The organism is Phenylobacterium terrae, assembly GCF_042681205.1.
GTDB classification, from domain to species: Bacteria; Pseudomonadota; Alphaproteobacteria; order Caulobacterales; family Caulobacteraceae; genus Phenylobacterium; species Phenylobacterium terrae.
Genome location: NZ_JBHUEY010000006.1, coordinates 821,586 through 842,179, shown reverse-complemented (window position 1 = coordinate 842,179; position 20,594 = coordinate 821,586). Strand labels below are relative to the sequence as shown.

18 protein-coding genes are annotated in these 20,594 nt (G+C 70.2%); 5 read left to right on the top strand and 13 right to left on the bottom strand.

Annotation, left to right across the window (positions count from 1 at the left end):
• Nucleotides 1–50: 50 nt before the first annotated feature.
• The 11 genes from ACFSC0_RS18655 to ACFSC0_RS18605 all read right to left on the bottom strand — a co-directional run bounded on the left by ACFSC0_RS18655 (nt 51) and on the right by ACFSC0_RS18605 (nt 14,611).
• Nucleotides 51–704, bottom strand: a complete 654-nt coding sequence (locus tag ACFSC0_RS18655) for a hypothetical protein (protein ID WP_377281488.1) — start codon at nt 702–704, stop codon at nt 51–53.
• A gap of 192 nt (nt 705–896) precedes the next feature.
• A complete protein-coding gene (locus ACFSC0_RS18650; protein ID WP_377281487.1) occupies nt 897–2,021 on the bottom strand; it encodes an alginate lyase family protein in 1,125 nt (374 codons plus the stop codon).
• Between the two features lie 182 nt (nt 2,022–2,203).
• Complete coding sequence (locus tag ACFSC0_RS18645; RefSeq protein WP_377281486.1) at nt 2,204–4,396, bottom strand: tetratricopeptide repeat protein; 2,193 nt, start codon at nt 4,394–4,396, stop codon at nt 2,204–2,206.
• Nucleotides 4,397–5,470, bottom strand: coding sequence for an HlyD family efflux transporter periplasmic adaptor subunit (locus ACFSC0_RS18640; protein WP_377281485.1), 1,074 nt, complete (start codon nt 5,468–5,470; stop codon nt 4,397–4,399).
• Nucleotides 5,471–5,494: 24 nt separating this feature from the next.
• Nucleotides 5,495–6,991, bottom strand: coding sequence for a glycosyltransferase (locus ACFSC0_RS18635; protein ID WP_377281484.1), 1,497 nt, complete (start codon nt 6,989–6,991; stop codon nt 5,495–5,497).
• Between the two features lie 45 nt (nt 6,992–7,036).
• Nucleotides 7,037–8,368 carry a nucleotide sugar dehydrogenase gene (locus ACFSC0_RS18630; protein WP_377281483.1) on the bottom strand — a complete coding sequence of 444 codons (1,332 nt, stop codon included), beginning with the start codon at nt 8,366–8,368 and terminating at the stop codon, nt 7,037–7,039.
• A 132-nt stretch (nt 8,369–8,500) separates the two neighbouring features.
• The gene (locus ACFSC0_RS18625) at nt 8,501–9,739 is read right to left on the bottom strand and encodes an AGE family epimerase/isomerase (protein ID WP_377281482.1); all 1,239 of its coding nucleotides are present in this window, start codon (nt 9,737–9,739) and stop codon (nt 8,501–8,503) included.
• On the bottom strand, nt 9,732–10,973 hold the full coding sequence (locus tag ACFSC0_RS18620) for a mannose-1-phosphate guanylyltransferase/mannose-6-phosphate isomerase (protein ID WP_377281481.1): 1,242 nt from the start codon (nt 10,971–10,973) through the stop codon (nt 9,732–9,734). Before ACFSC0_RS18620 ends, ACFSC0_RS18625 begins: the two co-directional genes overlap by 8 nt.
• 211 nt (nt 10,974–11,184) lie before the next feature.
• Nucleotides 11,185–12,696, bottom strand: coding sequence for a polysaccharide lyase family 7 protein (locus ACFSC0_RS18615; protein WP_377281480.1), 1,512 nt, complete (start codon nt 12,694–12,696; stop codon nt 11,185–11,187).
• Between the two features lie 259 nt (nt 12,697–12,955).
• Nucleotides 12,956–13,273: a hypothetical protein gene (locus ACFSC0_RS18610; protein ID WP_377281479.1), complete on the bottom strand. Its 318-nt coding sequence runs from the start codon at nt 13,271–13,273 to the stop codon at nt 12,956–12,958.
• Between the two features lie 93 nt (nt 13,274–13,366).
• A complete protein-coding gene (locus ACFSC0_RS18605; protein WP_377281478.1) occupies nt 13,367–14,611 on the bottom strand; it encodes a glycoside hydrolase family 1 protein in 1,245 nt (414 codons plus the stop codon).
• Between the two features lie 104 nt (nt 14,612–14,715).
• On the opposite strand from ACFSC0_RS18605, the gene ACFSC0_RS18600 reads away from it, so the two are divergent.
• From ACFSC0_RS18600 to ACFSC0_RS18580, 5 genes are all read left to right on the top strand, one after another.
• Complete coding sequence (locus tag ACFSC0_RS18600) at nt 14,716–15,486, top strand: SDR family NAD(P)-dependent oxidoreductase (RefSeq protein WP_377281477.1); 771 nt, start codon at nt 14,716–14,718, stop codon at nt 15,484–15,486.
• Between the two features lie 16 nt (nt 15,487–15,502).
• A complete protein-coding gene (locus tag ACFSC0_RS18595; protein ID WP_377281476.1) occupies nt 15,503–16,312 on the top strand; it encodes a TrmH family RNA methyltransferase in 810 nt (269 codons plus the stop codon).
• Between the two features lie 199 nt (nt 16,313–16,511).
• Nucleotides 16,512–17,483, top strand: a complete 972-nt coding sequence (locus ACFSC0_RS18590) for an ABC transporter ATP-binding protein (RefSeq protein WP_377281475.1) — start codon at nt 16,512–16,514, stop codon at nt 17,481–17,483.
• Entirely contained in the window at nt 17,458–18,288 is an 831-nt protein-coding gene (locus tag ACFSC0_RS18585; protein ID WP_377281474.1) for an ABC-2 family transporter protein, read from the top strand. Before ACFSC0_RS18590 ends, ACFSC0_RS18585 begins: the two co-directional genes overlap by 26 nt.
• Nucleotides 18,285–19,061, top strand: coding sequence for an ABC-2 family transporter protein (locus ACFSC0_RS18580; RefSeq protein WP_377281473.1), 777 nt, complete (start codon nt 18,285–18,287; stop codon nt 19,059–19,061). The genes ACFSC0_RS18585 and ACFSC0_RS18580 overlap by 4 nt, the downstream gene beginning before the upstream one ends.
• On the opposite strand, the gene ACFSC0_RS18575 is transcribed toward ACFSC0_RS18580, so the two are convergent.
• Both ACFSC0_RS18575 and ACFSC0_RS18570 read right to left on the bottom strand, forming a co-directional pair.
• Nucleotides 19,058–20,230: a tetratricopeptide repeat protein gene (locus ACFSC0_RS18575; protein WP_377281472.1), complete on the bottom strand. Its 1,173-nt coding sequence runs from the start codon at nt 20,228–20,230 to the stop codon at nt 19,058–19,060. The two genes, ACFSC0_RS18580 and ACFSC0_RS18575, sit on opposite strands and share 4 nt — an antisense overlap.
• Entirely contained in the window at nt 20,227–20,586 is a 360-nt protein-coding gene (locus ACFSC0_RS18570) for a hypothetical protein (protein ID WP_377281471.1), read from the bottom strand. The genes ACFSC0_RS18575 and ACFSC0_RS18570 overlap by 4 nt, the downstream gene beginning before the upstream one ends.
• Nucleotides 20,587–20,594 lie beyond the last annotated feature (8 nt).

The window sequence follows — 20,594 nt, the reverse complement described above, 5'->3', positions numbered from 1 at the left end:
GAGAAAGGGGCCAGGCCGGCGTGCGCCCACGCCGGCCTGGCAAACGCTACTTAGTCGAAGCTGATTTCCGAACCGGCGGTCACGTTGGTGGCCGCTTGGTTGACGGAACCGATCGAGGTGTCCATCGCGATGGTGGCGATGCCCGTGAAGCCACGGAAGGCATCGTTCTCTTGACGGATGTTGCCGGTGTTCAGGTCGCCTTGGTCGTCGACCAGTTGCAGGCCGGCGTCTTCGAACGTGGCGCCGGTCACCGAAGCGTTCAGCGTTTGCGAAGACACGACGGAGTCTTCGTAGGTGGTCGAAGCGTCGATATCGACTTCGACGTCGACTTCCACCGTGGTGTAGGTGTCGTTGTCGTTCGACACGTCGTTGTCGTTCGAGGTGTCGCCGTTGCCGTTGAACGAGCCGACGGCCACGTTGTCATTGTCTTCGTTGCCGTTGCCGACCGCGACGATGTCGTTGTCTTCGTTGAACGAGCCGTTCAGGTCGTCATCCGAAGAGTTGCCCGACAGCAGGTTCAGGGTGTTGTCCTGAATGTCGCTCGAGTTGTCGTCGGTGTTGTTCGAGTTGATGTCGTTGTTCGACAGCAGGCTCAGGGCGTTGTCGTTGCCAGCGCCGTTGGCGGTGGTGTCGTCGGCCAGAGCCGCCGAAGACATGGCGACACCCATAGCGATCGCCGAAGCGGCGATGAGATACTTCTTCATAAGAACACCCTCCCGAGGGTTTGGTGAAGTTCAGTGGAGGCCCGTCCTCCGGGCGCCAAAACCTCGGGCTTGGCCATAAGTTCGGTTCACAAAAACGTGAACACGAAACTGTCTTGACCCGTATGCGTTTGATCCGACCGCGATTCTTGGTTAACGCCGTTCGGCGAACGACCCAAACTGGGCGCTGAGCGCTCAGGCGCGGGCGTTTTGCCCTGAGAACAGCAGCGTCATATCGCCGCCCAGGCGGGTGTAGGTCAGGGGGCGCAACTCGGCCATGCGCCGGGCCCACGGATTCCGGTCGCGGTAGCGCGCGTCGTAGATCTCCAGCCACGCCACGTCGCCGGCGTCGAAGGGGCCGCCGTCGCGGCCCAGCGGCTCCTGCGGCGCGCCGGCCTTGGCCGCGACCCGTTCGGGCTCCTCGATCCCGCGCAGCGTGAAGCGGACGAGCCGGTGCAGGGCGCCGCCCTGGAAGTCGTACAGCGAGCGGCCGTTCCGCGCGCCGATCTCGGCCAGCATCATCAGCGGCCCCAGCGCGTAGGCGTGATAGTAGAGCGCGCGCTTGCCGCGGCTGAGCTCCAGGGGCAGGGCGCCGTCGCGGTCCACCTGGCGCAGGCCGACTTCTCCGCTCTCCAGGCCCCATTCCAGCAGCCGCGAGGAGCCGGCCGCCACGCCGGCCCCGGCGGCGGCCAGTCCCGCCCAATAGCGGTGGTTGTTGCGGGTCGAGCGCTGGTCGGGGTCCTTCTCGTCGTAGTAGTCGCGCACCTCGTCGCCGCGGCGGTCGAACCACTTCTCGATCTCGCGGCGGCCCTCGTCCTCGGGATCGATCGCCTCGCGCACCTGCATCCAGGCGAGCGACAGCGCCGCCACCGAAGCGGAGCGGTTGAAGTGGGCGGTGTCGGACTTCATCTCGTCGAGGGCGTCGGCCTTGGCCCAGCGCCACAGCATGCCGCCGGCGCGGCCCGCATGGGCCGGCGTTTCGCCCTTGGAGCGGACATAGCGGTTGGCGTGCCGCACCACCTCCCGCTCGAAAGTGCGCAACGGGGCCACGGCCCGCTCGTACGCCTCGGCGGCGTCAGGGTCGACGTCGGCCCGGGCCGGGTCCTCGCGGACGTAGCGGGAATCCCCGGACAGCCTGATCACCGGCTCCGGGGTCTCCACGTCGCGATCCAGCTTCACCAGCTTCTCGGGCGGCAGGGTCTGGAAGGGCGGCCGAAGGTCCGCGCCGGCCGAGGCGCAGGCGCCGATGCTGGGGACGAGCCACGAACTCGCGCCGGCGATAATCAGTGTGCGCCTGGAAAGCTGCGCCCAGTCGGCCATGCCAAACTCCTTCAAGCATGCGGGACCCCGATGCGTCCCCCACCCCTAAACGTTCGGCGCCGCAAAACGGTGCGCGGTTCGAGCTCTTCCCGGCCAGGTTAAGCCTGATCGGCCGAGAAGGGCCCTAAATCAAGGACTCCGGCCCGTTACAACCGTAAGGCCGACGTCCACTGCGAGCGCGCTCAGTAGGTGCGCCGCAGCGAAATCCCGATGGAGGTGTTCTCCCGGTCCTGCGAGGGCAGGTTGGATTCGTTGTTCAGCTGCTCCAGGCCGACGCGGACCACCGTGTTTTCGTCCAGCAGCACGTCGGCGCCGACGCCGAACCGCAGCCGGTCGTCCTCCCGGGCGCCGATCACGCCGGGCGCCAGGACCCGCGAGCCCTGGTACTCGACGCGCGTGTAGCCGGCCGAGATGTCGCCCGAGACCGGGCGATCGCCCAGCATCCCCAGGCCGGCGCGGTAGCCGCCGCTGACGCCCGCCGCCCAGGACTCGCGGGACGGGTCCTTCGCGCCGCGCCAGTCGTACTCGAGGTTGGCGAAGGGGCCGTACCCATCGTCCCGGTTGGACGTCAGGTTCAGGTCGAAGCTGTAGCGCCAGGCGTCGTAGACGTCGCGTTCGTCGTCCCGCTTGGCGGCCAGGCCGGCGACCCGCACGTTGAAGCCTTCGAACGCGCGGCGGTACTGTGCCCAGAGGCCGAGGTTGTCGTGCAGCTCTTCGCCGCCGCGCCAGTGGCGGTAGTAGTAGAGCCCGAACCCGACGTCCGCCGCCTGCTCGGGCAGCCGGAAGATCGGCCCGGCCCGCACGGTCAGGTTCACGCGGTCGATGTCGTCGAGGTCGAACTGCTCGACGCCGCTGATCCCGCCGCTGACCATGAAGTAGTCGTACTTGTCGTTGAGCTTGCGGCGGTACTCGCCGTTGACGCCCCAGACGAGCGCCTCGTCCGGGAACTCCTCGCCGGCCGGGAAGGCGACGCCTTCGTCGTCCTCGTCGCGCGCGGCGTTGGCCACGGCGACCGCGTCGGTGTCGTGCCGCAGGCCGATCGTGAAGCCGCCGCGCAGGTCGTTCAGGGGCGTGGCTTCCACATAGCTGGCGCGCGCTCCGGCGGCCGATTCCCGCAAGCTGTCACTGGCCGGGGCCTGCTCGACCTCGGCGATCAGGGCGTCCGAACGGCGATAGTCCTGCAGCCGGCGCGCAAGGCCGGCCTGGCGCAGCTTGGCTCGCTGGCGCCACTCCTCGGGCCAGTCCGCGCCCGCGGCCAGCTCGTTGAACTTGGCGTCGGCGGCGCGGTAGCGGCCCGCCGCGTTCAGCGCATCGCCCTCGGCCAGGATCCGCCGGGCGTTGAAGGCGACTTCCAGGTCGTGGATGCGGGTGAGGGCGGCCGTGGCCTGCTCGCCCAGCGCCGGGTCGGCCGGCGCGCTGCGGACCTGTTCGGCCACGGCCCGGGCTTCGGCGAACTGGTTCGCGCGGGCGAGTTGGCGCGATTCCTCGAGCTGCAGCCGCTGACGCAGGCCCGGGCTGATGCGCGGATTGTCGCTCGCCAGGCGGCGCAGCTCGCCGACCTTGGCCTGGGCGTCGGCCGCCATGGCCGCCTCGTCGGCGTCGCTCTCCGGGCGCGTGCGCAGGGCCTCCAGCGCCGTCTCGACCGGAGCGTCGATCTCCCGCTGCTCGATGCGCTCGCGCAGCCGGGCCAGGTTCTGGGCGACGTTCTGCGAGACGTTGGGGTTCACCTGGTCGGCGATGCGGCGCGCGCCGGCGAAGTCGCCGCGCTCCAGCGCCACGTTGGCCAGGCGCAGGCGCACCCGGTCGTAGAAGCCTTCGCGCAGCGGGCAGCCGCGGTTCAGCAGGGCGTTGAAGGCGCTTTCGGCGGCGTCCAGCTGCCCGGCCGCGAGCAGGGCGTTGGCCCGCTCGTACTCGGCCTCGGCCGAATTCGCGCCCGCCTGGAAGGCGATGTCCGCGCGCAGCGAACGGGCCTCGGCGGCGGCCCGGGCGTCGCCGCTGGCGATCACCTGGGCGATGAGCTGCTCGGCCCGGCCGGTGTTCCCGCGCCGCCATTCGGTCCGGGCCAGCTTCACCTTGGCGCGAACCGCCGTGCGCTGCCGGTCCGCCGGATAGCGGGACAGGCGCTCGTAGATGGCGGCCGCCTCGTCGTAGCGGCCGGCGTCGTAGGCTTCGTCCCCGCGATCGATCTGGATCTGCTGCGGCGTGCGCGACCGGGAGCGCTGCGGCGCCGAACTGCGCGCCGGCGCCGACGGACGCTCCGCGCGCTCGCCCGGCTCCGGACAGTTCTGCGCGACAGCGGGGCTGGCGACGAGCGCGCTTGCGCTGGCGAGCAGGAGGGCCGTCGCGGAGACAGCTGGGAAGCTCAGTCGGGCCATCTAGAAGGGGGTCCTCAAGGTGTTGATTCGCGCCGCCGCGGGGCGGCCGATCAGCGTGAAGGGCACTCTCTCTTCGAGTTCCACGTGCACGAGGGCGGTGAGTTGCATGGCCCCGTTCCGGTCGCGCGCATAGGCGCTCTCGTCGGGGAAGGTGGGCAGGTTCACCGTCTTCACACGTCCTTTGATCGGCGGATGCTGACCGAAGAAATCGATGTGCACGCTGTCCCCTTGGCGTAGCCGCTTGGCGTCGGCCAGGGGCACGACGAACTCACCGGCGAGCGGAGCCGTGGCGGGCGCCAATGTCAAGAGCGGCGCCCCCCGGCCGAGCACCTCGCCGGGCTCAACCTTGGGGTCTGCGACAATGCAGTCACAGGGGCTGGCGACCGTCAGTCGGGCGCCTTCCAGCGTCTCCATCGAGGCCAGGGCCTGGCGGGGCTGGACGCGCTCGCCCTTGGCGGCGCTCCAGGCCAGGATGGCGCCGGTGTCGGGCGCGCGCACGGTCTGCGGGGCCGAGCTGGTGAGCACGCCGTTGGAATCGACCACGAAGGCGCGGGACAGCGCCGAGATCAGCACGAAGCCCACCAGCCCCAGGCCGACCAGCCACAGGACGGCGATCAGGGCCAGGCGCTTGGCCAGCGCGCCCTTGTCCTCGGCCACCGCGGACGACGCGCGGCGCGGTGCGGTGAAGTTGTCCCGCTGGGCGATCGCCAGGACGTCGCTGGCGGTCAGGGATTCGCCCGAGATCAGCGCCCCGACCAGGTAGTGGAGCAGCGACAGGTTGGTGGGCGACAGCTCCGTGAACAGATAGACCGCCGCCTTCTCCGCCGGATCGACCCGATTGACCTCGGCGGTCGCCTCCATCTCCAGGGCGAAGTTCTCGAACTGGAACTTGAGCTTCAGCTCGACCAGCTCCTTCACCCGGGGCAGCGGATCCACGCCGTCGACGCGCACGGCCGCGACCGACCAGTCGCGCGAGCGATAGGTCTTGTCGCCGATGGTGACCAGCAGGGGGGTGCGCAACCGCACGAACTGGCGTTGCGTGAACGCCTCATGCACGAACATCGACGTGGCCATGACGAACTCCTTGGGCTCAGCGCGTCAGGGGAGGAGGGCGGCGAGCGAGCTCACCGGGTTACGGGCCAGGCCCAGATAGAACAGGATAAGGCTTACGAAAGTGAGCACGGCGACGGCGTGCATCGACCAGGACGAGAAGGCGAGCACCCGGCTGTTCAGCCAGCTCACGTCGCGCACGGCGACGGTGTTCTGACGGGTCCACTTCTGCTGGTCCTGGCGGAAGAAGATGTAGGTTTTGATCAGCGCGCCGTAGATCTGGTTGAAGTACATCAGCGCCGGGTAGTTCCACTTCACCGTCGAACGGGCGGTGAGCAGGCCGAGCGTCTGGATGAAGCGGGTCAGCAGCACCCAGTAGCCGTAGAGCAGCAGCGGCCCCCAGCCGTAGGCGAGGGTGGCGATGATCGCCGCCGTCGGCCCGATCAGGCCGGTCCACATGCTCATCCGCTGGTCGAAGATCGACCACCAGACGAACAGCCCCATCGGCTTGGTGCCGAGCTTCAGCGCCCGCTCGTTGGTGCGCAGCATGTTGCCGAACCAGCGGCGCATCAGCACCGTGGCCGACTTCAGGAACTCCGGGTGCGGCGGCGTCTCGATGGTCGTGACCACGCGGTCCGGCACATAGAGCATCTCGCGGCCGCTCTTCAGGATCGAGTACCAGGAGCTCTTGTCGTCCCCGGTCAGGAACTTGATCCGCCCCAGCCGCCAGTGGTCGACGTAGTCCTCCTCGACGTCCGCGATGAAGGCCGGGCTGGTGGCCACCGAGGCGCGGAAGGCGCTCATCCGTCCGGTCAGCGTCAGCACCCGCTTCGACAGCGCCACCGAACTCATGCCGATCTGCCGCTGGGCGAAGCGGACGTTGTACCAGTCGCGGAAGATGGCGGCCCCGCGCACCTCGCAGACCTCGTCGGTGGTCAGTGCGTCCATCTTCGGCATCATCTTGAAGAAGGGCAGGGTGCCGCGCAGCAGGCCCGGCTCCAGGATGGAGTCGCCGTCGATCAGGGCCACCACCGCGTCAGGCGGCGGCATCAGCTTGGCGATGGCCCGAAGGCCCTGGGCGATGGCGTCGCGCTTGCCGGTGCCGGGGATGCGCACGAACACCAGCTGCACCCGGTCCGGCATCTCCAGTGACTCGAACAGGTGCTTGATCAGCCGCTGGTCGGCCATCTCGACGATGGAGCAGACCAGGGTCACGTCCGCGCCGCAGTTCGCCGCCTCGACCATCGCCGCGCGGTAGACCGTGTGGGTCGTCTCGGTGTCGATGCGGAAGCTGGTCAGCAGCAGGTAGACGTGGCTCGGCATGCCCTCATCGCCCATCGCGTCGCACTGGCGGCGCAGAGGCGGGAAGACGACGAACCTGTAGATCAGGCTGCGCGTGAGATTGGTGATCCCCCAGCTGTAGCGCCAGGCGGAGATGGCGCCGATGCCGAGAAGCACGTGGGACGCGCGCCGGTCCCACCAGTCCATCGGCAGAACCAGCGCCAACGCCACCAGGACGGCCGCGTAGATGACCATCCCCGCCATCACTCACCTCCACTCGAGGGGACGCCCCCGGGCCCCCTCAGCGCCTCACCAGCACAGGCCGGCATAGTCCTGATTGTTGGTTCGGGCGCCCGAGTTGATGCGCACCAGGTCGACCACGACCTGGTCGTCGCGCCGGGTCTGCATCACGTCCCGGAACTTCGGGTCCGCATTGCCGACCACCAGCACCTTGGCGTGGGCCCGGAGCTCGTCGAGCGTGTCGACCATCAGGTCGGCCAGGTGCGGCAGGTTGGTGCGGATGTAGGAGTGGTTCGAGTTGAGGTCCGTGTAGCGGACGTTCTCGTCGAAGATCTTCAGCCGGTAGCCCTTGCCGTGCAGCCGCTCGGCGATCTCCACCAGCGGGCTCTCGCGCAGGTCGTCGGTGCCGGCCTTGAACGACAGGCCCAGGAAGCCGATGTCCTTCTGCCCGGACTCGGTGATCAGCTGGAAGGCGCGCTGGATCTGCACCTCGTTGGCGATCGCCACGCCGTCGAGCAGCGGGGTCTGCACGTTCACCGCGCGGCCCTTGGCCCGCAGCGCCCGCAGGTCCTTGGGCAGGCACGAACCGCCGAACGCCATCCCCGGCTTCATGTAGGCCGGCGAGATGTTCAGGCGGGTGTCCATGCACACCGCCTCCATCACCTTGTGGCCGTCGATGCCGCAGGCCTTGGCGATGTTGCCGATCTCGTTGGCGAAGGTCAGCTTGGTCGCGTGCCAGCAGTTGTTGGCGTACTTGATCGCTTCGGAGGTGGTGATGTCGACCAGCATCTCCGGCGAGTTCAGGTGGGCGTTCAGCTGCCGCAGTCGGGCCAGGGTCCGCTCGTCCTCGACGCCCAGGATGATCACCGACGGGTTCTCGTAGTCGTGGATCGCCGTCGCCTCGCGCAGGAACTCCGGATAGTAGGCGATGCCGAAGCCGCCGCGGGCCTTCTTGCCGCTGGCCTCCTCGAGCGCGGGGATGACGGCGCCCGTCATCGAGCCCGGCAGCATGGTCGAGCGCACCACCACCGAGTGGAAGTCGCTCTTCTGGGCGATGGCCGCGCCGATGTCCTGGGCCGCGCCCACGGCGTAGCGCAGGTTCGGCTCGCCGCTGGCGTCGCTCGGCGTGCCGACGCAGACGATGGAGAGGTTGGTCTGGGCGACCGCCGCCTTGGCGTCGGTGGTGGCGGTGATCAGGCCCTTTTCGACGCCGCTCTTCAGCAGCTCCGGCAGGCCGGGCTCGACGATCGGCGAGACGCCGCGGGCGATCTGCTCGACCTTGTTCTTGTCGAGGTCCACGGCCACGACCTTGACGCCGGTCTTGGCGATGCACGCCGCGGTGACGGCGCCGACGTAGCCCGCGCCAAAGACGCTGACGGAAAGCGGTTCTTGATCAGCCATTACTCAGCTCCACACCCAGATGTCAGGCCAGGGCGCCTCGCCGGCGCGAGACGTCCCGTTGAAGTGCATCCGCCGGCCCCCGACGGACTGTTGCGTTTACGGGTGAGGAGAGCCCCCAGCCCCAGCCCGCCCCTAAACTGAGCTGGCCTGCGAAGGTTGCACCGCAACAGCCGGAATTTCGTAGGCCTCCTCGGCCGCCATCTGCTCGATGGCGTCCAACAATTCCCGGAAGGCCATGACGAGGTGGTAGAAGGTGCTGGCCGGGGCATGGGTGTCCTGCGTGCGTCCTTGCGCGTCGAACTGGTCGAACCACAGCCCCTGCGTCGGCGTCGCCAGATAGGTGCGCATCACCGTCTGGACCGTGAACGGCAGCCGCGCCGCCGCCTTCAGGTCGCCGTCGCGCGCCATCACCACCAGCGCCTTGATCAGCTCGGTCTGCGGCCAGGTGCGGCGCGAAGCGCGCGCCACGGCGCCGTTGGCCCGCAGCTCGTCGATCGCCAGCCCGTACTGGTCCAGGCCGAACTTCAGCCCGAAGCGATACAGCCCGGCCGCCTGGGCCCGGGCGTTGATGCAGCCCTGGTCGGCCGCCTCGTGCAGCAGCCATGTCCATTCGAAATGGTGACCCGGCTCGACCACCCGCTGGGTGACCTCCGGCCCGCGCCAGGCCTCGTCGTAGAACTCGCCCAGCGTCTCGGAGAACGGATCGTAGAAGCGATCGAGGAACAGCTGCACCAGCTGGTCCGCCCGCCGGCGGAACTCCGCATCGCCGGTCACCGCGTGCCAGGCCAGCATGGCCTCCAGCATGTGCATGTGCGGGTTGGCGCGGCGCGGCAGCGTGCGGGGCAGCCCCTCGTGCAGGCCGCCGTGCACCCGGTCGGTCAGCGCCTCGTCGATGAACGCCAGCGTGCGGTCGCGCATCTGCAGCGCCAGGTCGGAGCGCGTGTAGCGCCACACCGAGGCCAGGGCCAGCAGCGAGAACGCCTGGTCGTAGGTGTCCCGCGTGGGGTCGGCGAGCGATCCGTCCGGGGCCAGGATGTGGGCCCAGCCCGGCGCGCCGTCCGGCGCCCAGCAGCGGGCGACGAAGGCCTCCAGGCCGCGGGTGACGATCTCTTCCGCGCCCCCTTGCCAGCCCATCATGGCCGCCTCGGAGAAGACGAACAGCTGGCGGGCCTGCACCCGCACCCGCCGCATCGACGACAGGTCGGGCCGGCCGTCGAAATCCAGGCGCTCGTGGAACAGCCCGGCGGAGTCCTGGCCGCGCTCGGCCCAGAGCGGCAGGGCCGCCTCGTTGAGCCAGCGGGTGACGTCGGCGCTGACCCTGTCCAGGGTCGGCGGCTCATATTCACGCGGGATGACGATGCCTTCAGCCATGGGCCGAGACCTCCCGGGCGGCCTCCGCCAGCCGAGCGTCGTCGTTGCTGGCCCTGACCGCCGGCGTGGGCGGCGCGCCCGAGGCGAGCGCCTCGACCACCGCCTTGACGTCCTGCGACCTGTCGATCGGCAGCACCAGCACCGCGTCCGGGGTTTCCACCACCACCACGTCGGTCAGGCCCAGCACGGCCACCTTGCGGCTGGTCGCGTGCACCAGGCAGTTGTCGGAATCGAGCACCAGCGCCTCGCCGCGGGCCACGTTGCCGCGGGCGTCGGCCGGGCCCAGCCGCCACAGCTCCTTCCAGGAGCCGACGTCCGACCAGGGCACGTCGCAGGCCGCCACCGCCGCCTTGCGGGTCTTTTCCATCACCGCGTAGTCGATCGAGATGCTCGGGCAGCCGGCGAACCGGGCCGGATCGAGCCGCACCAGCGGCCCGTCGCGGCGGGCGGCGGTCAGGGAGGCGTCGGCGGCCTCCAGCACGTCGGGCTGATAGGCGCCCATCTCGGCCAGCAGCAGGCTGGGCGGGAACAGGAAGAAGCCGGCGTTCCAGCAGAACTCCGGATCCTTCACGAAGGCCTCGGCGCGCGCCAGGTCGGGCTTTTCGGTGAAGCGCTCGATCTCGAACACCTCGCCGTCCAGCCGCCGACCGCGGCGGATGTAGCCGTAGCCGGTCTCCGGCCGGTCCGGCCGGACGCCGAAGGTGATGATCCGGTCTTCGACGCCGGCCGCGCCCTGGATCAGCTCATAGAGCCGCTCGGGCTCGCCGATGATGTGGTCGGCCGGCAGCAGCAGCACCCGCGCCTCCGGCGCATGCTCGCGCGCCAGCAGCGAGGCGATCACCGCCACCGGGGCCGTGTTGCGGCCCATCGGCTCCAGCACGATGCTCAGCGGCTCGAGGTCCAGCTCGGCCAACTGCTCGCGCACCAGGTCCACGTAGCGTTCGCCGGTCACGATGATCGGCGCGCAGAGCTCGTCCCGGCCGTCCGTGTAGAGCCGTTCCAGCGTCAGCTGGAACATCGAGCGATCGCCTGCGAAGGCGTGGAACTGCTTGGGGGTCGTCTCATTGGACAGCGGCCAAAGCCGGCTGCCGGCGCCGCCGCACATGAGGACCGGAACGATCGGCGCGCGGCCCTTCGGCGCGCGCCCCGGGGCGCTGGGAGCCGCTCCTGCGGACACCTCTGGCCCGCTGTCCCGGCCGGCTTCCCCACCTTGATCCAGCCCGCCCTTGAACATGGTTACACCCGCTTAACCGCGATCCCGAAGTCGCCGCTAAACCGGGGTTCGAGGGCAAAGTTCCATCTGACGGCGACGGCTTTTTTCCGCTGTCGCTCCAGGACCGCACTCGATCAGGCCGCGCCCGCGAATGAGGCGCCGCCTGCACAAGAAAAAGGGGCGGCCGCGCGCTGCGGCCGCCCCCGAAGGCGGACTCTTCGAGCCCTTGCGATCAGTAGACGAACACCGAGTCCTGCAGCGCGCTGAGGTTGGTGTTCTGCAGCGTGATCACGTCGTCGCCGAGGGTGATGACCACGTTCGAGCCGGACGCCTTGGCGTTGGCCATGAGGTCGGCGACGCTGTCGATCCCGGCCACGTCGATGAACGCCAGCTTGTCGCCGCCGCTCTTCGAGAAGCCCTGGATCACGTCTTTGCCATCGTCGGCCGTGAACACGAACAGGTCCGCGCCGCTGCCGCCGACCAGGATGTCGTTCCCCAGGCCGCCGATCAGGGTGTCGTTGCCCTTGTCGCCTTCCAGCAGGTCGTCGCCCTTGCCGCCGGCCAGGACGTTGTTGCCCGCATTGCCATAGAAGCGGTCGCCGTAGTCCGAGCCCCAGAGGTTCTCGATGTTCTTCAGCTTGTCGTAGCTGGAGTCGCCGCTCTGACGGGACTGCGTGGACTTGTCCATGTCGACCGAGACGCCGAAGGCGCTCTTCTCGTAGGACACGGTGTCGACGCCGGCCCCGCCGTCATAGATGTCGGCGCCCTTGCTGGCCACGAAGACGTCGTTGCCGCTGGTGCCGATGTGGTTGTCGGCGCCCGTGGTGCCGAAGACCGCGCCTGCGCCCGCGGTGGGCTCGTCCAGGTTGACCGGCCAGCCGTTGGCGAGACCGCCCGATCCCGTGTCGCCGGTCGGCGGGGGCGTGGACGGCTGCGGAGCGGGCTCCGGCTCGGGCGTCGGGGCCGGCGCCGGCGCCGGGGCCGGTTCCGGCTGGGGGGTCGGCGCAGGCTTGGCGCCGCCGCCGAGCACCGGCGTCAGCTCTTCGTCGCCGTGCGTGAAGCGCAGGTCGAAGTAGGAGGTCTGGCCGTAGCCTTCGCCCTGCGTCTCGTTCGTGCCGAGATAGGTGCCGGCCTTGAAGTAGAAGCTGTCGGACTGCCACACGTCGTTGATCTTGGTGGACGAGGTGTAGACGTCGCCGTCCGCCCACACCTTGACGACCAGCGACGAGCCTTCGGCGTCGATCGAATACGAGAACCTCTCGTTCAGGGAGATGTCCGGACGCTCGCCGGCCCCGTTCAGCAGGTCGAAGCGCAGCTCGCTGTTGCTGGAACCGGCCTGGTCGTTCTTGAAGTAGACCTGGTTGCCTTCCCAATAGAAGCGGACGAGCTCGTCATCCTGGCCGTGGATCTGGGCGAAGATGACCCGGCCGGAGTCGCCGCCGAAGGTCGTCGGGGCGACGTCGATCTCCAGCGTGCCGACCATCTGCCCGCCTTGGTCCAGTTTCCAGGCGGCGCGGTCGGAGCCGTTCATCTCGCGCAGTTCGGAGCGAGCGTACTTCGAGCCGCTCGTGGTGGCGCCTTCGACCGGGGCGACGGTGACCATCGCGCCGTCGGCGCCCGTGTAGAAGTACTTGGGGTTCTCATAGCCATCGAGATTCTTGATCTCTACAGCCGTACCGCTGAATCCACCGCTGGAGTCAGTAGGTAGGGTTAGCTTCCAATTAGTAAAATCGATCTCAGCCATGATGCGTCCCTGGGAGCTGGCGAACTCACGCCGCCGAGCCCTCGTAGCTGGCGCCCCCGCTCAGCCGAGGTCGGTGGCTTAGCCTGTCTTTAGGGACGGACCTCTGCGGCAGAGAGCGCACCCCGGCCCGCGGGGCGCCTGGCTGCTGATTCTTTCAGTATTTTAAAGCAGTTGGCAGCTGTGCGGCATTTGCGCACGTGCTTGACCATAAGCTCAAAGCTTATGGCGGAGCTTCTTCAACTGTGGCGAACGCGTGTCTTTACTTGGACGATTCCCGGATCGTCACTTGGACGTTCACGTTGGTGAACGCCTGCGACGTCGATCCCGCGCCGTTGCTGATCGCAAGGGTGCGGATGCCCGTCTCCCATGCGTAGGCCGAGCCGGACAGCCGAAGATCGGGCGTCGAAAGCCCGGCGGGGTAGGGACCGGCCGGCGCGGGCGAGGTGACGCTCGCCAGTTCGGAATAGCTCATCCGCACGATCTGGCCGCCCTCGATCGGGCGGACGGCGGTCTCGATCTGCGGGGCCGGCTGCGCGGCGAGGGCGGCGGCTCCGACGGCTGCGGCGATGATCGGCATGTGCATCCTCCGGCCACTTCGCGAGAAGCGACCTTGAGCTGCGCCGATTAACGAACCCTTGGCGGGGCGGTTGCGATGGCCACGCTTGGGCGCTCAGTGCCAGTCGCGGTCGGGCTGGGTCTCCATCTCCCGGGCCGCCTGGACGATGTCGGCCAGGTTCACGGGATCGGAGAGCGGGTCTTCGTCCAGGTGGGTGACCCGGTTCAGCCGCCGCTGCCAGCGGCGAAGGGCGTCGCAGTAGGGCTCGACCGGGATGCGCCGCAGGTCGCCCTTGTCCTCGATCAGGTCGCAGATGCCGTTGTGGACCCAGATCCCCTTGTGCCAGTCCGGCATGTCGACGGCCGGGAACAGGCAGACGCCGTGCAGCTCGACGCCGCGGGCCACCGCCGCCAGCGCCTCGTGGACGACGTCGTTCAGCCAATTCTCGCGGCCTTCCTCCAGCCCGCTGGTCTCGCCCACCAGCATCGGCCGACGGTAGCGCTCGTAGGCCATGACCAGCAGGTCGCAGAGGGGGCAGACGCGGGGATCGTCCGGCGGCAGGGCCGCGTGCGGGCCGCTCTCCCGGTACTCCATCTGGCCGAACGAGTAGCAGTTGACCCCGACGATATCGAGGATCTCGGGCGAGCCGCCGAACTCCGGCCGCGCCAGGCCGGCGATCATGTCCCAGGCCAGGAAGGTGTCCTCGAACGTCTCGCGCCGGGCGGCCTCCTCCAGGTCCGGCCGGTCCTTCGGCGCCACCACGTTCACCAGCGGGTCGATGTGCACCATGCGCGCGCCCGGATCGACCTCCCGGATCGCCTTCACCGCGGCGATGTCCGCCCGGCAAAGCGCCTCGCGCAGGGCGAACCGCTGCTCGCGGCTCTTCTGGAACGGCGCGGCCCAGCCCCACTCGCCGCCGATGAAGGCGAAGAAGGTGATCTCGTTGATCGGCGTGAAGAAGTGCGGCCCCGGCAGCCTGGGGATCACATATTCGGCGCAGGCCCGGGCGTAGCGGGCGAACCGCTCGGCGAACTCCGGCGCGAACGGGTCGGCGTCGTCCGGGTAGCCGTAGTGGCACAAGTCCCAGATCGGCAGCACCTTGTGCACCCGCATCGCCTCGATCAGCGGGTCGATCCCGGAGAAGTCGTAGGCGCCGCCGCGGTCCACGAACGGCCAGGGGATCCCCTCCCGGGCGACGCCGATCCCCAGCCTCTGCAACAGGGCGTAGTCCTCCTGGGCGTGCTCCAGGTGGCGCGTCTCGGCGACCAGGTCGCGGCGGCCCTCATCCTTCCAGTCGAATGTCGAGCACTCGAAGCCCGAGAGGAAGAAGGTCGGGAAGATGCTTGCGGCGGCAGTCATGACGGGTCGGGAAAAGCGCGGCCGGCGGGCCGGTTCCGCGGCCCGGCATGGCGATCCCGCCCGCGCCGGGCTATGCCGGGGCCACCATAGGAGGGAGACGGACGATGGATCTGCAGCTGAAGGGCAAGAAGGCGGTGGTCACGGGCGCTTCGCGCGGCATCGGCCGGGCGATCGCCGAGCTGCTGGCGGAGGAGGGGGCCGACGTCGCCATCTGCGCGCGCAACCCCGACCAGATCCAGGAGGCCGTGGGCGCCCTCCAGGGCCGCGGCGTCAAGGCCTGGGGCCAGTCCGTGGACATCGCCGACGGGCCGGCGCTGAAGGCCTTCGTCCAGGCGGCCGGCGAGCAACTCGGCGGCATCGATGTCCTGGTCTCCAACGCCAGCGCGCTCACGACGGCCAGCCGCGACGAGGACTGGCAGGCGCTGCTGAACGTCGACGTGCTGGGCGCGACGCGTTCCTTCGAGGCCGCCAAGCCGTTCCTCGTGCGCGCGGCCCAGGCCCACGGCGACGCCGCCTTCGTGATCATCTCCTCGGTGTCGGCCGCCGAGGCGAGCTCGGTCTCGGCCTACGGCGCCATGAAGGCCGCGCTCATCCACCTGGCCAAGGGCATCGCGCGCGAGAACGCGGCCAGGAAGATCCGCGCCAATGTGGTCTCGCCGGGCACCGTCTTCTTCGAGGGCGGCGTCTGGGGGAACGTCAAGGCGCAGAGCCCGCAGTTCTTCGAGACCATGCTCAAGCGCAACCCGACCGGCCGGATGGCGAGCCCGGAAGAGGTGGCCGCGGCCGCGGTCTTCCTGGCCAGCCCCCGCAGCGGATTCACCACCGGGATCAACATGCTGGTCGACGGGGCGATCTCCTCCCGGGCCAACTACTGACCGGCGGGGAGGGCGCTTGCCCACCCTGATCCCGATCGCCGACCCGGACGACGTGCGGCTCGAGCCCTATCGGGCGGTGCGCGAACGCGACCTCGTCGGCCGCCAGGGCCTGTTCATCGCCGAGGGCGAGGTGGTGCTGCGCATGCTGCTCGCCCAGACCCGCCACGCGCCGGTCTCCCTGCTGCTGGCGGAGAAGCGGCTCGCCAAGCTCGAGCCGCTGATCGCCGGCCTTGCGCCTGAGGCGCCGGTCTACCTGGCGCCTCAGGCGGTGATGGACGCGGTCGTGGGCTTTCCCATCCACCGAGGCATTCTGGCGCTCGCCCGCCGCGCCGAGCCGCTCGATCCGGCCGCACTGCTCGCCGCCCAGCCGACGCCCGCGCTCGTCCTGGCGCTCGTGGGGATCGCCAACCACGACAACATGGGCGGGCTGTTCCGCAACGCGGCGGCGTTCGGGGCGGGCGCCGTGCTGCTCGACGCCGGCTGCTGCGACCCCCTCTACCGCAAGGCCATCCGCGTCTCCGTCGGCGCGGCCCTGACGACGCCGTTCGCGCGCCTGGCCCCCGGCGAGGATCTGGTCGGCCTGCTGCGATCCCAGGGGTTCGAGCCGCTGGCCCTGAGCCCCCGCGCCGAGACCGCCCTGGCCGACCTCGCCCGCCCGGCCCGCGCCGCCGTCATCGTCGGCCCGGAAGGCCCGGGCCTGCCGGACGACCTGCTCGCCCGCTGCCGGCGGGTGGGCATCCCCATGGCCAGCGGCGTGGACTCCCTCAACGTCGCCGTCGCTGCGGCCCTGGCCCTGCACCACCTGCGGTTCGTCGCCCGCGGCTGAGGTTGCCCGCAGGCTGTCGCCCAGCTACAGATACCCCCGTTCGCGGGACATCTCCCGCGCGCGCTGACCCACGTGGATCCGATGTCCGGACGAGTTTGCGAGATGGCCATTCCGATGCAGCCGCAGCTTCCGCTGCCGCTCGCCTGCGGTTTCGCCCCGCTCGCCGCCTCTCGTCCCCCGACCTCTCCGGATCCCGCCCATGTCAGCCGTCGTCTCCGTCCAAGACCTCACTAAGCAGTACCGCTACACCAAGCGGGGCCGGGGCTTTGCGGGCCTTGCCGGCCGGCGCGAGGTCGTGGTCGACGCCGTCGCCGGGGTCAGCTTCCAGGTGCGGGCCGGCGAGCGGGTGGCGATCATCGGTCCCAACGGCGCCGGCAAGTCCACGACGCTGAAGATGCTGTCCGGCGTCCTCGAGCCCACGGGCGGGGCGGCCAGCGTGCTCGGCCTCGTCCCCTGGCGCGAGCGCAAGCGGCTCGCCTACCGGATCGGCGTCGTCTTCGGCCAGCGCTCGCAGCTGTGGGCCGAGCTGCCCGCCCGCGACTCCTTCGCCCTCCTGCGCCGGATCTACGACCAGGACGAGGCGGCGCACCGCGCCCGCCTCTCCGACCTCGTCGAGCGGTTCGCCCTGGCCGACCTCCTCGACCAGCCGGTACACCGGATGAGCCTCGGCCAGCGCATGCGCTGCGAGATCACCGCCAGCCTGCTGCACGGGCCCGAGCTGCTGTTCCTCGACGAGCCGACCATCGGCCTCGACGTCACCGCCAAGGCGGCGATCCGCGACTTCGTCCGCGAGCACGCCCGCGACCACGGCCAGACGGTGCTTCTGACCAGCCACGACACCCGCGACATCGAGCTGGTCTGCGAGCGGGTGATCGTCGTCAACCAGGGCCGCATCGTCGTCGACCAGCCGGTGGACCAGCTCCGCCGGCGGTTCCTGGCGCGCAAGGTGGTCACCATCCAGTCGGTGGGGGAGGCGATCTGCGTCGAGCTGCCGGGCGTCGTGCGGCGCCCCGCGCCGGCCCACACCACCATCCTCGAGGTCGACACGGCCAAGGCGCGCGTGGAGCAGGTGATCGCCGCCGCGCTCGCCCAGGGCGGCATCGAGGACATCACCATCGAGGATCCCCCCATGGAGGAGGTGGTCCATGAGATCTACGCCGCCGTCCGCTGATCTTGCAGCCGAAGTCCGCGCCTTCTTCGGGGCGCTGGCGATCGGCGCGGGCCAGGCCATGGCGGGCTGGCCGGTGCTGCTCGGCCGCTGCGTCTTCTATGTCCTGATCATGCTGGTGATCTCGGCCCTGTGGGACCGGGTGGCCGCCGAGCGGCTGCCCGGCACGCTGGCGCACGCCCTGCCGGCCGGCGGGCTGGCCCTCTACGTCGGCGTCACCGAATGGATCACGCTGTCGCTGCCGCACCTGCATCTGCGGTTCGAGGACGACATCCGCCGCGGCGGGCTCGAGCCGCATCTGCTGCGGCCCAAGTCCTATCTCTTCCACACCCTGGCCCTCAGCCTGGGCGGCGCGCTCGTGCGCCTGGCGGCCCTCGGCGCGACGGGGATCGCCATGCTGATCGTCTCCGGCCGCGAGGGGCCGCCGCTTGGCGTGTTCGCAGGCCTGCTTCTGGTCGGCGTCCTGGCCCTGGCGGTCGGGGTGCTCCTCTACGCCCTGGCCGGCCTATCGGCCTTCTGGGCCAAGCGGACCCTGCCGTTCCAGCTGGTGGTGCAGAAGCTCATGTTCCTGCTGGGCGGCCTCTTCGCCCCCATCAGCCTCTATCCCACCATGCTGCGCGAGGTGGGCGAGGCCTCGCCCTTCGCCGCCCACCTCTACTGGGCCGGCGTCCAGGCGCTGGAGCCCTCGCTCGCCGGCTTCGTCACCGCACTTGGCTGGCAGCTCTTCTGGATCGTCCTGCTGACGCTCCTGTGCCTGGCGCTCTGGCGCGCGGGCCTGGCCAAGGTGCTTCGGGAGGGCGGCGCATGATCGGGCTCTATCTCGCCCAGGCCTGGGCGGCCGTCCGGACCTCGTTCGCCGACCGGGCCAACTTCGCCCTGCAGATGGGCGGCATGGTGCTGAACGACGTCTTCTTCCTGGCGCTGTGGGTGATGTTCTTCGCCGGGTTCCGCAGCGTGGGGGGCTGGACGCTCTCCGACACCGCGCTGCTGGTCGGCATGATGATGGTCGTCTTCGGGTTCGCCGGCGTGTTCCTCGGCGGCTACCGGGACCTCGCCGCGGCCCTGCTGCGCGGCGACCTGGACGGCCTGCTCACCCAGCCCAAGCCGCTGCTGCCGCAGCTGCTGGCGCGCGAGAGCTCGGCCGCCGCCTGGGGCGACATCGTCGCCGGCGCGGTGGTGCTGGCCGTCGCCGACCTCTCCTGGCGCGACCTGCCGCTGCTGGCCGTCGGCCTGGTCGCCGGCCTGACCGTCTACCTCTCGGCCGCCATCTCCTTCGCCTGCATGGCCTTCTGGACAGCCGGCGCGCGGACGCTCGCGCGGGACCTGACGGACTTCACGGTGATGTTCTCCAGCAACCCTGCGGCGCTGATCTCCGACGTCACCAAGGTGATCGCCTTCACGGTGCTGCCCGCCGGCTTCGTCGTCGCCATGCCGGTCCGTTTCATCCGCGAACCCGGCCTGCCGGTTCTGGCCGTCGTCCTGGCCGCCGCCGCCGGCTACGCCGCAGTCGCCGCCGGCCTCTTCGCCCTTGGCCTGCGCCGCTACAGGCGGGGAGCCGCGCCCTCGCTCGGCGGCGTCTAGGCCCGCCAGGCCTGCGCCATGGCGGCGACCACCGAGGCCCAGTCGCCGGCCGCCGGCTGGCGGAACAACCGCACCGACCGGTACCAGGGGCTGTCGTCGCGTCCCTCGAACCAGCGCCAGTCCTGGCCCTCGTAGGCCAGCATCACCCAGCAGGGCTTGCCGAGCGCGCCAGCCAGGTGGGCCATCGAGGTGTCGACCGTGATCACCAGGTCCAGCCCCTCCAGGATGGCGGCGGTGTCGGCGAAGTCGCCCCGCGGATCCTGCAGGTCGATGAGCGCCATGCCCGCCTCGCGCAGCGGCGCCAGCACCTCCGGCGAGGGGAGGGACCTGGCCCTGTCGTTGGGGTGGTCCGGGTTGCCCCGCCAGACGACGCCGACCCCGCCGCCCGGCGCCCGTCCGACCCAGGCCGCCCGGGCCTGGTCCGGGACCAGCAGGTAGGGGGCGCCGTCGATGCTGGCGAAGTCCTCGCCGAGCCGGCCGGGCAACGAGCCGATCGGGATCCAGTAGTCCGGTCGCTCGAAGCTGGTCGTCGCCTCCCGCGCCTGCGCCTCCACGCCCAGGGTCTGGAACAGGCGCAGCAGCGGCCGCTGGCAGATCAGCCGCACGCGCGCCCCCATCGCCTTCAGCCGCGGCGCATAGCGCGCGAACTGGATCTGGTCCCCGAATCCTTGCTCGGGCCAGACCGCCAGGCTCTTGCCCGCCAGCGGCTCGCCCCGCCACTCCGGCAGGTCCAGCCGGTCGACACGTCCCGGGATCTCCCGCCGCGCCTCGTAGGCGGCCCAGCCGGCCTGGAAGCGGCCCGTCAGCAGGAGGACGTAGGCCAGCTGCAGTCGCGCGTAGGAGTGCTGGGGCTCGATCGCCAGCGTTCGGCGGAACGCCGCCTCGGCCTCGGCCCACCGCCGGCGCCAGGCCTCGACCACGCCCAGGTTGAACCAGGCCTGGGCGAACCGGGGATTGAGGCGCACCGCCTGCCGGTGCGCCTCTGCGGCTTCGGCGACCCGGCCGAGCGACTTCAACACGCCGCCGAGGTTGGTGTGCGCCTCGGCGATCTCCGGCGCCCGGGCCAGCAGCGAGCGCCAGGCCGCCTCCGCTTCGTCCAGCCGACCGGCGACCTGCAACCGCACCGCCGCCTCGAAGCCGGCCCAGGTCTCGTCGGCCGGCCCGATCACGGCGCCCCCGACACCGCCACGAACAGGCCGGTCAGCATCAGGGCGTACCCCGCCGCATAGCGCCAGGAGAGCCGCTCGCCGAACACCAGCCCGGCGGCCAGCGGCACCAGCGCCGAGCCTGCGATCGAGAAGGGGAAGGCGGCCGACAGCGGCACGCGGGTCAGGATGTAGAACCAGAAGAGGGCGGTCAGGCCGTACCAGCCGAGCGCCGCGCCGAGCCGCCACCGCTGCATCAGGGCCGACATCAGCGGCGCGCCGGCGGCCGCCGGATGCATGGCCGCCCACTTGAGCATCAGCTGGCCGGCCGGCAGCATCAGCGCGAAGGCGGAGCAGAGCAGAAGGTCGATCCCGCTCATGCTCCGCC

Excerpts from the sequence above, each read along its gene's own strand:
- ACFSC0_RS18655 (WP_377281488.1), bottom strand. The coding sequence starts at position 704 with ATGAAGAAGTATCTCATCGCCGCTTCGGCGATCGCTATGGGTGTCGCC.
- ACFSC0_RS18650 (WP_377281487.1), bottom strand. The coding sequence starts at position 2,021 with ATGGCCGACTGGGCGCAGCTTTCCAGGCGCACACTGATTATCGCCGGC.
- ACFSC0_RS18645 (WP_377281486.1), bottom strand. The coding sequence starts at position 4,396 with ATGGCCCGACTGAGCTTCCCAGCTGTCTCCGCGACGGCCCTCCTGCTC.
- ACFSC0_RS18640 (WP_377281485.1), bottom strand. The coding sequence starts at position 5,470 with ATGGCCACGTCGATGTTCGTGCATGAGGCGTTCACGCAACGCCAGTTC.
- ACFSC0_RS18635 (WP_377281484.1), bottom strand. The coding sequence starts at position 6,991 with ATGGCGGGGATGGTCATCTACGCGGCCGTCCTGGTGGCGTTGGCGCTG.
- ACFSC0_RS18630 (WP_377281483.1), bottom strand. The coding sequence starts at position 8,368 with ATGGCTGATCAAGAACCGCTTTCCGTCAGCGTCTTTGGCGCGGGCTAC.
- ACFSC0_RS18625 (WP_377281482.1), bottom strand. The coding sequence starts at position 9,739 with ATGGCTGAAGGCATCGTCATCCCGCGTGAATATGAGCCGCCGACCCTG.
- ACFSC0_RS18620 (WP_377281481.1), bottom strand. The coding sequence starts at position 10,973 with ATGTTCAAGGGCGGGCTGGATCAAGGTGGGGAAGCCGGCCGGGACAGC.
- ACFSC0_RS18615 (WP_377281480.1), bottom strand. The coding sequence starts at position 12,696 with ATGGCTGAGATCGATTTTACTAATTGGAAGCTAACCCTACCTACTGAC.
- ACFSC0_RS18610 (WP_377281479.1), bottom strand. The coding sequence starts at position 13,273 with ATGCCGATCATCGCCGCAGCCGTCGGAGCCGCCGCCCTCGCCGCGCAG.
- ACFSC0_RS18605 (WP_377281478.1), bottom strand. The coding sequence starts at position 14,611 with ATGACTGCCGCCGCAAGCATCTTCCCGACCTTCTTCCTCTCGGGCTTC.
- ACFSC0_RS18600 (WP_377281477.1), top strand. The coding sequence starts at position 14,716 with ATGGATCTGCAGCTGAAGGGCAAGAAGGCGGTGGTCACGGGCGCTTCG.
- ACFSC0_RS18590 (WP_377281475.1), top strand. The coding sequence starts at position 16,512 with ATGTCAGCCGTCGTCTCCGTCCAAGACCTCACTAAGCAGTACCGCTAC.
- ACFSC0_RS18585 (WP_377281474.1), top strand. The coding sequence starts at position 17,458 with ATGAGATCTACGCCGCCGTCCGCTGATCTTGCAGCCGAAGTCCGCGCC.
- ACFSC0_RS18580 (WP_377281473.1), top strand. The coding sequence starts at position 18,285 with ATGATCGGGCTCTATCTCGCCCAGGCCTGGGCGGCCGTCCGGACCTCG.
- ACFSC0_RS18570 (WP_377281471.1), bottom strand. The coding sequence starts at position 20,586 with ATGAGCGGGATCGACCTTCTGCTCTGCTCCGCCTTCGCGCTGATGCTG.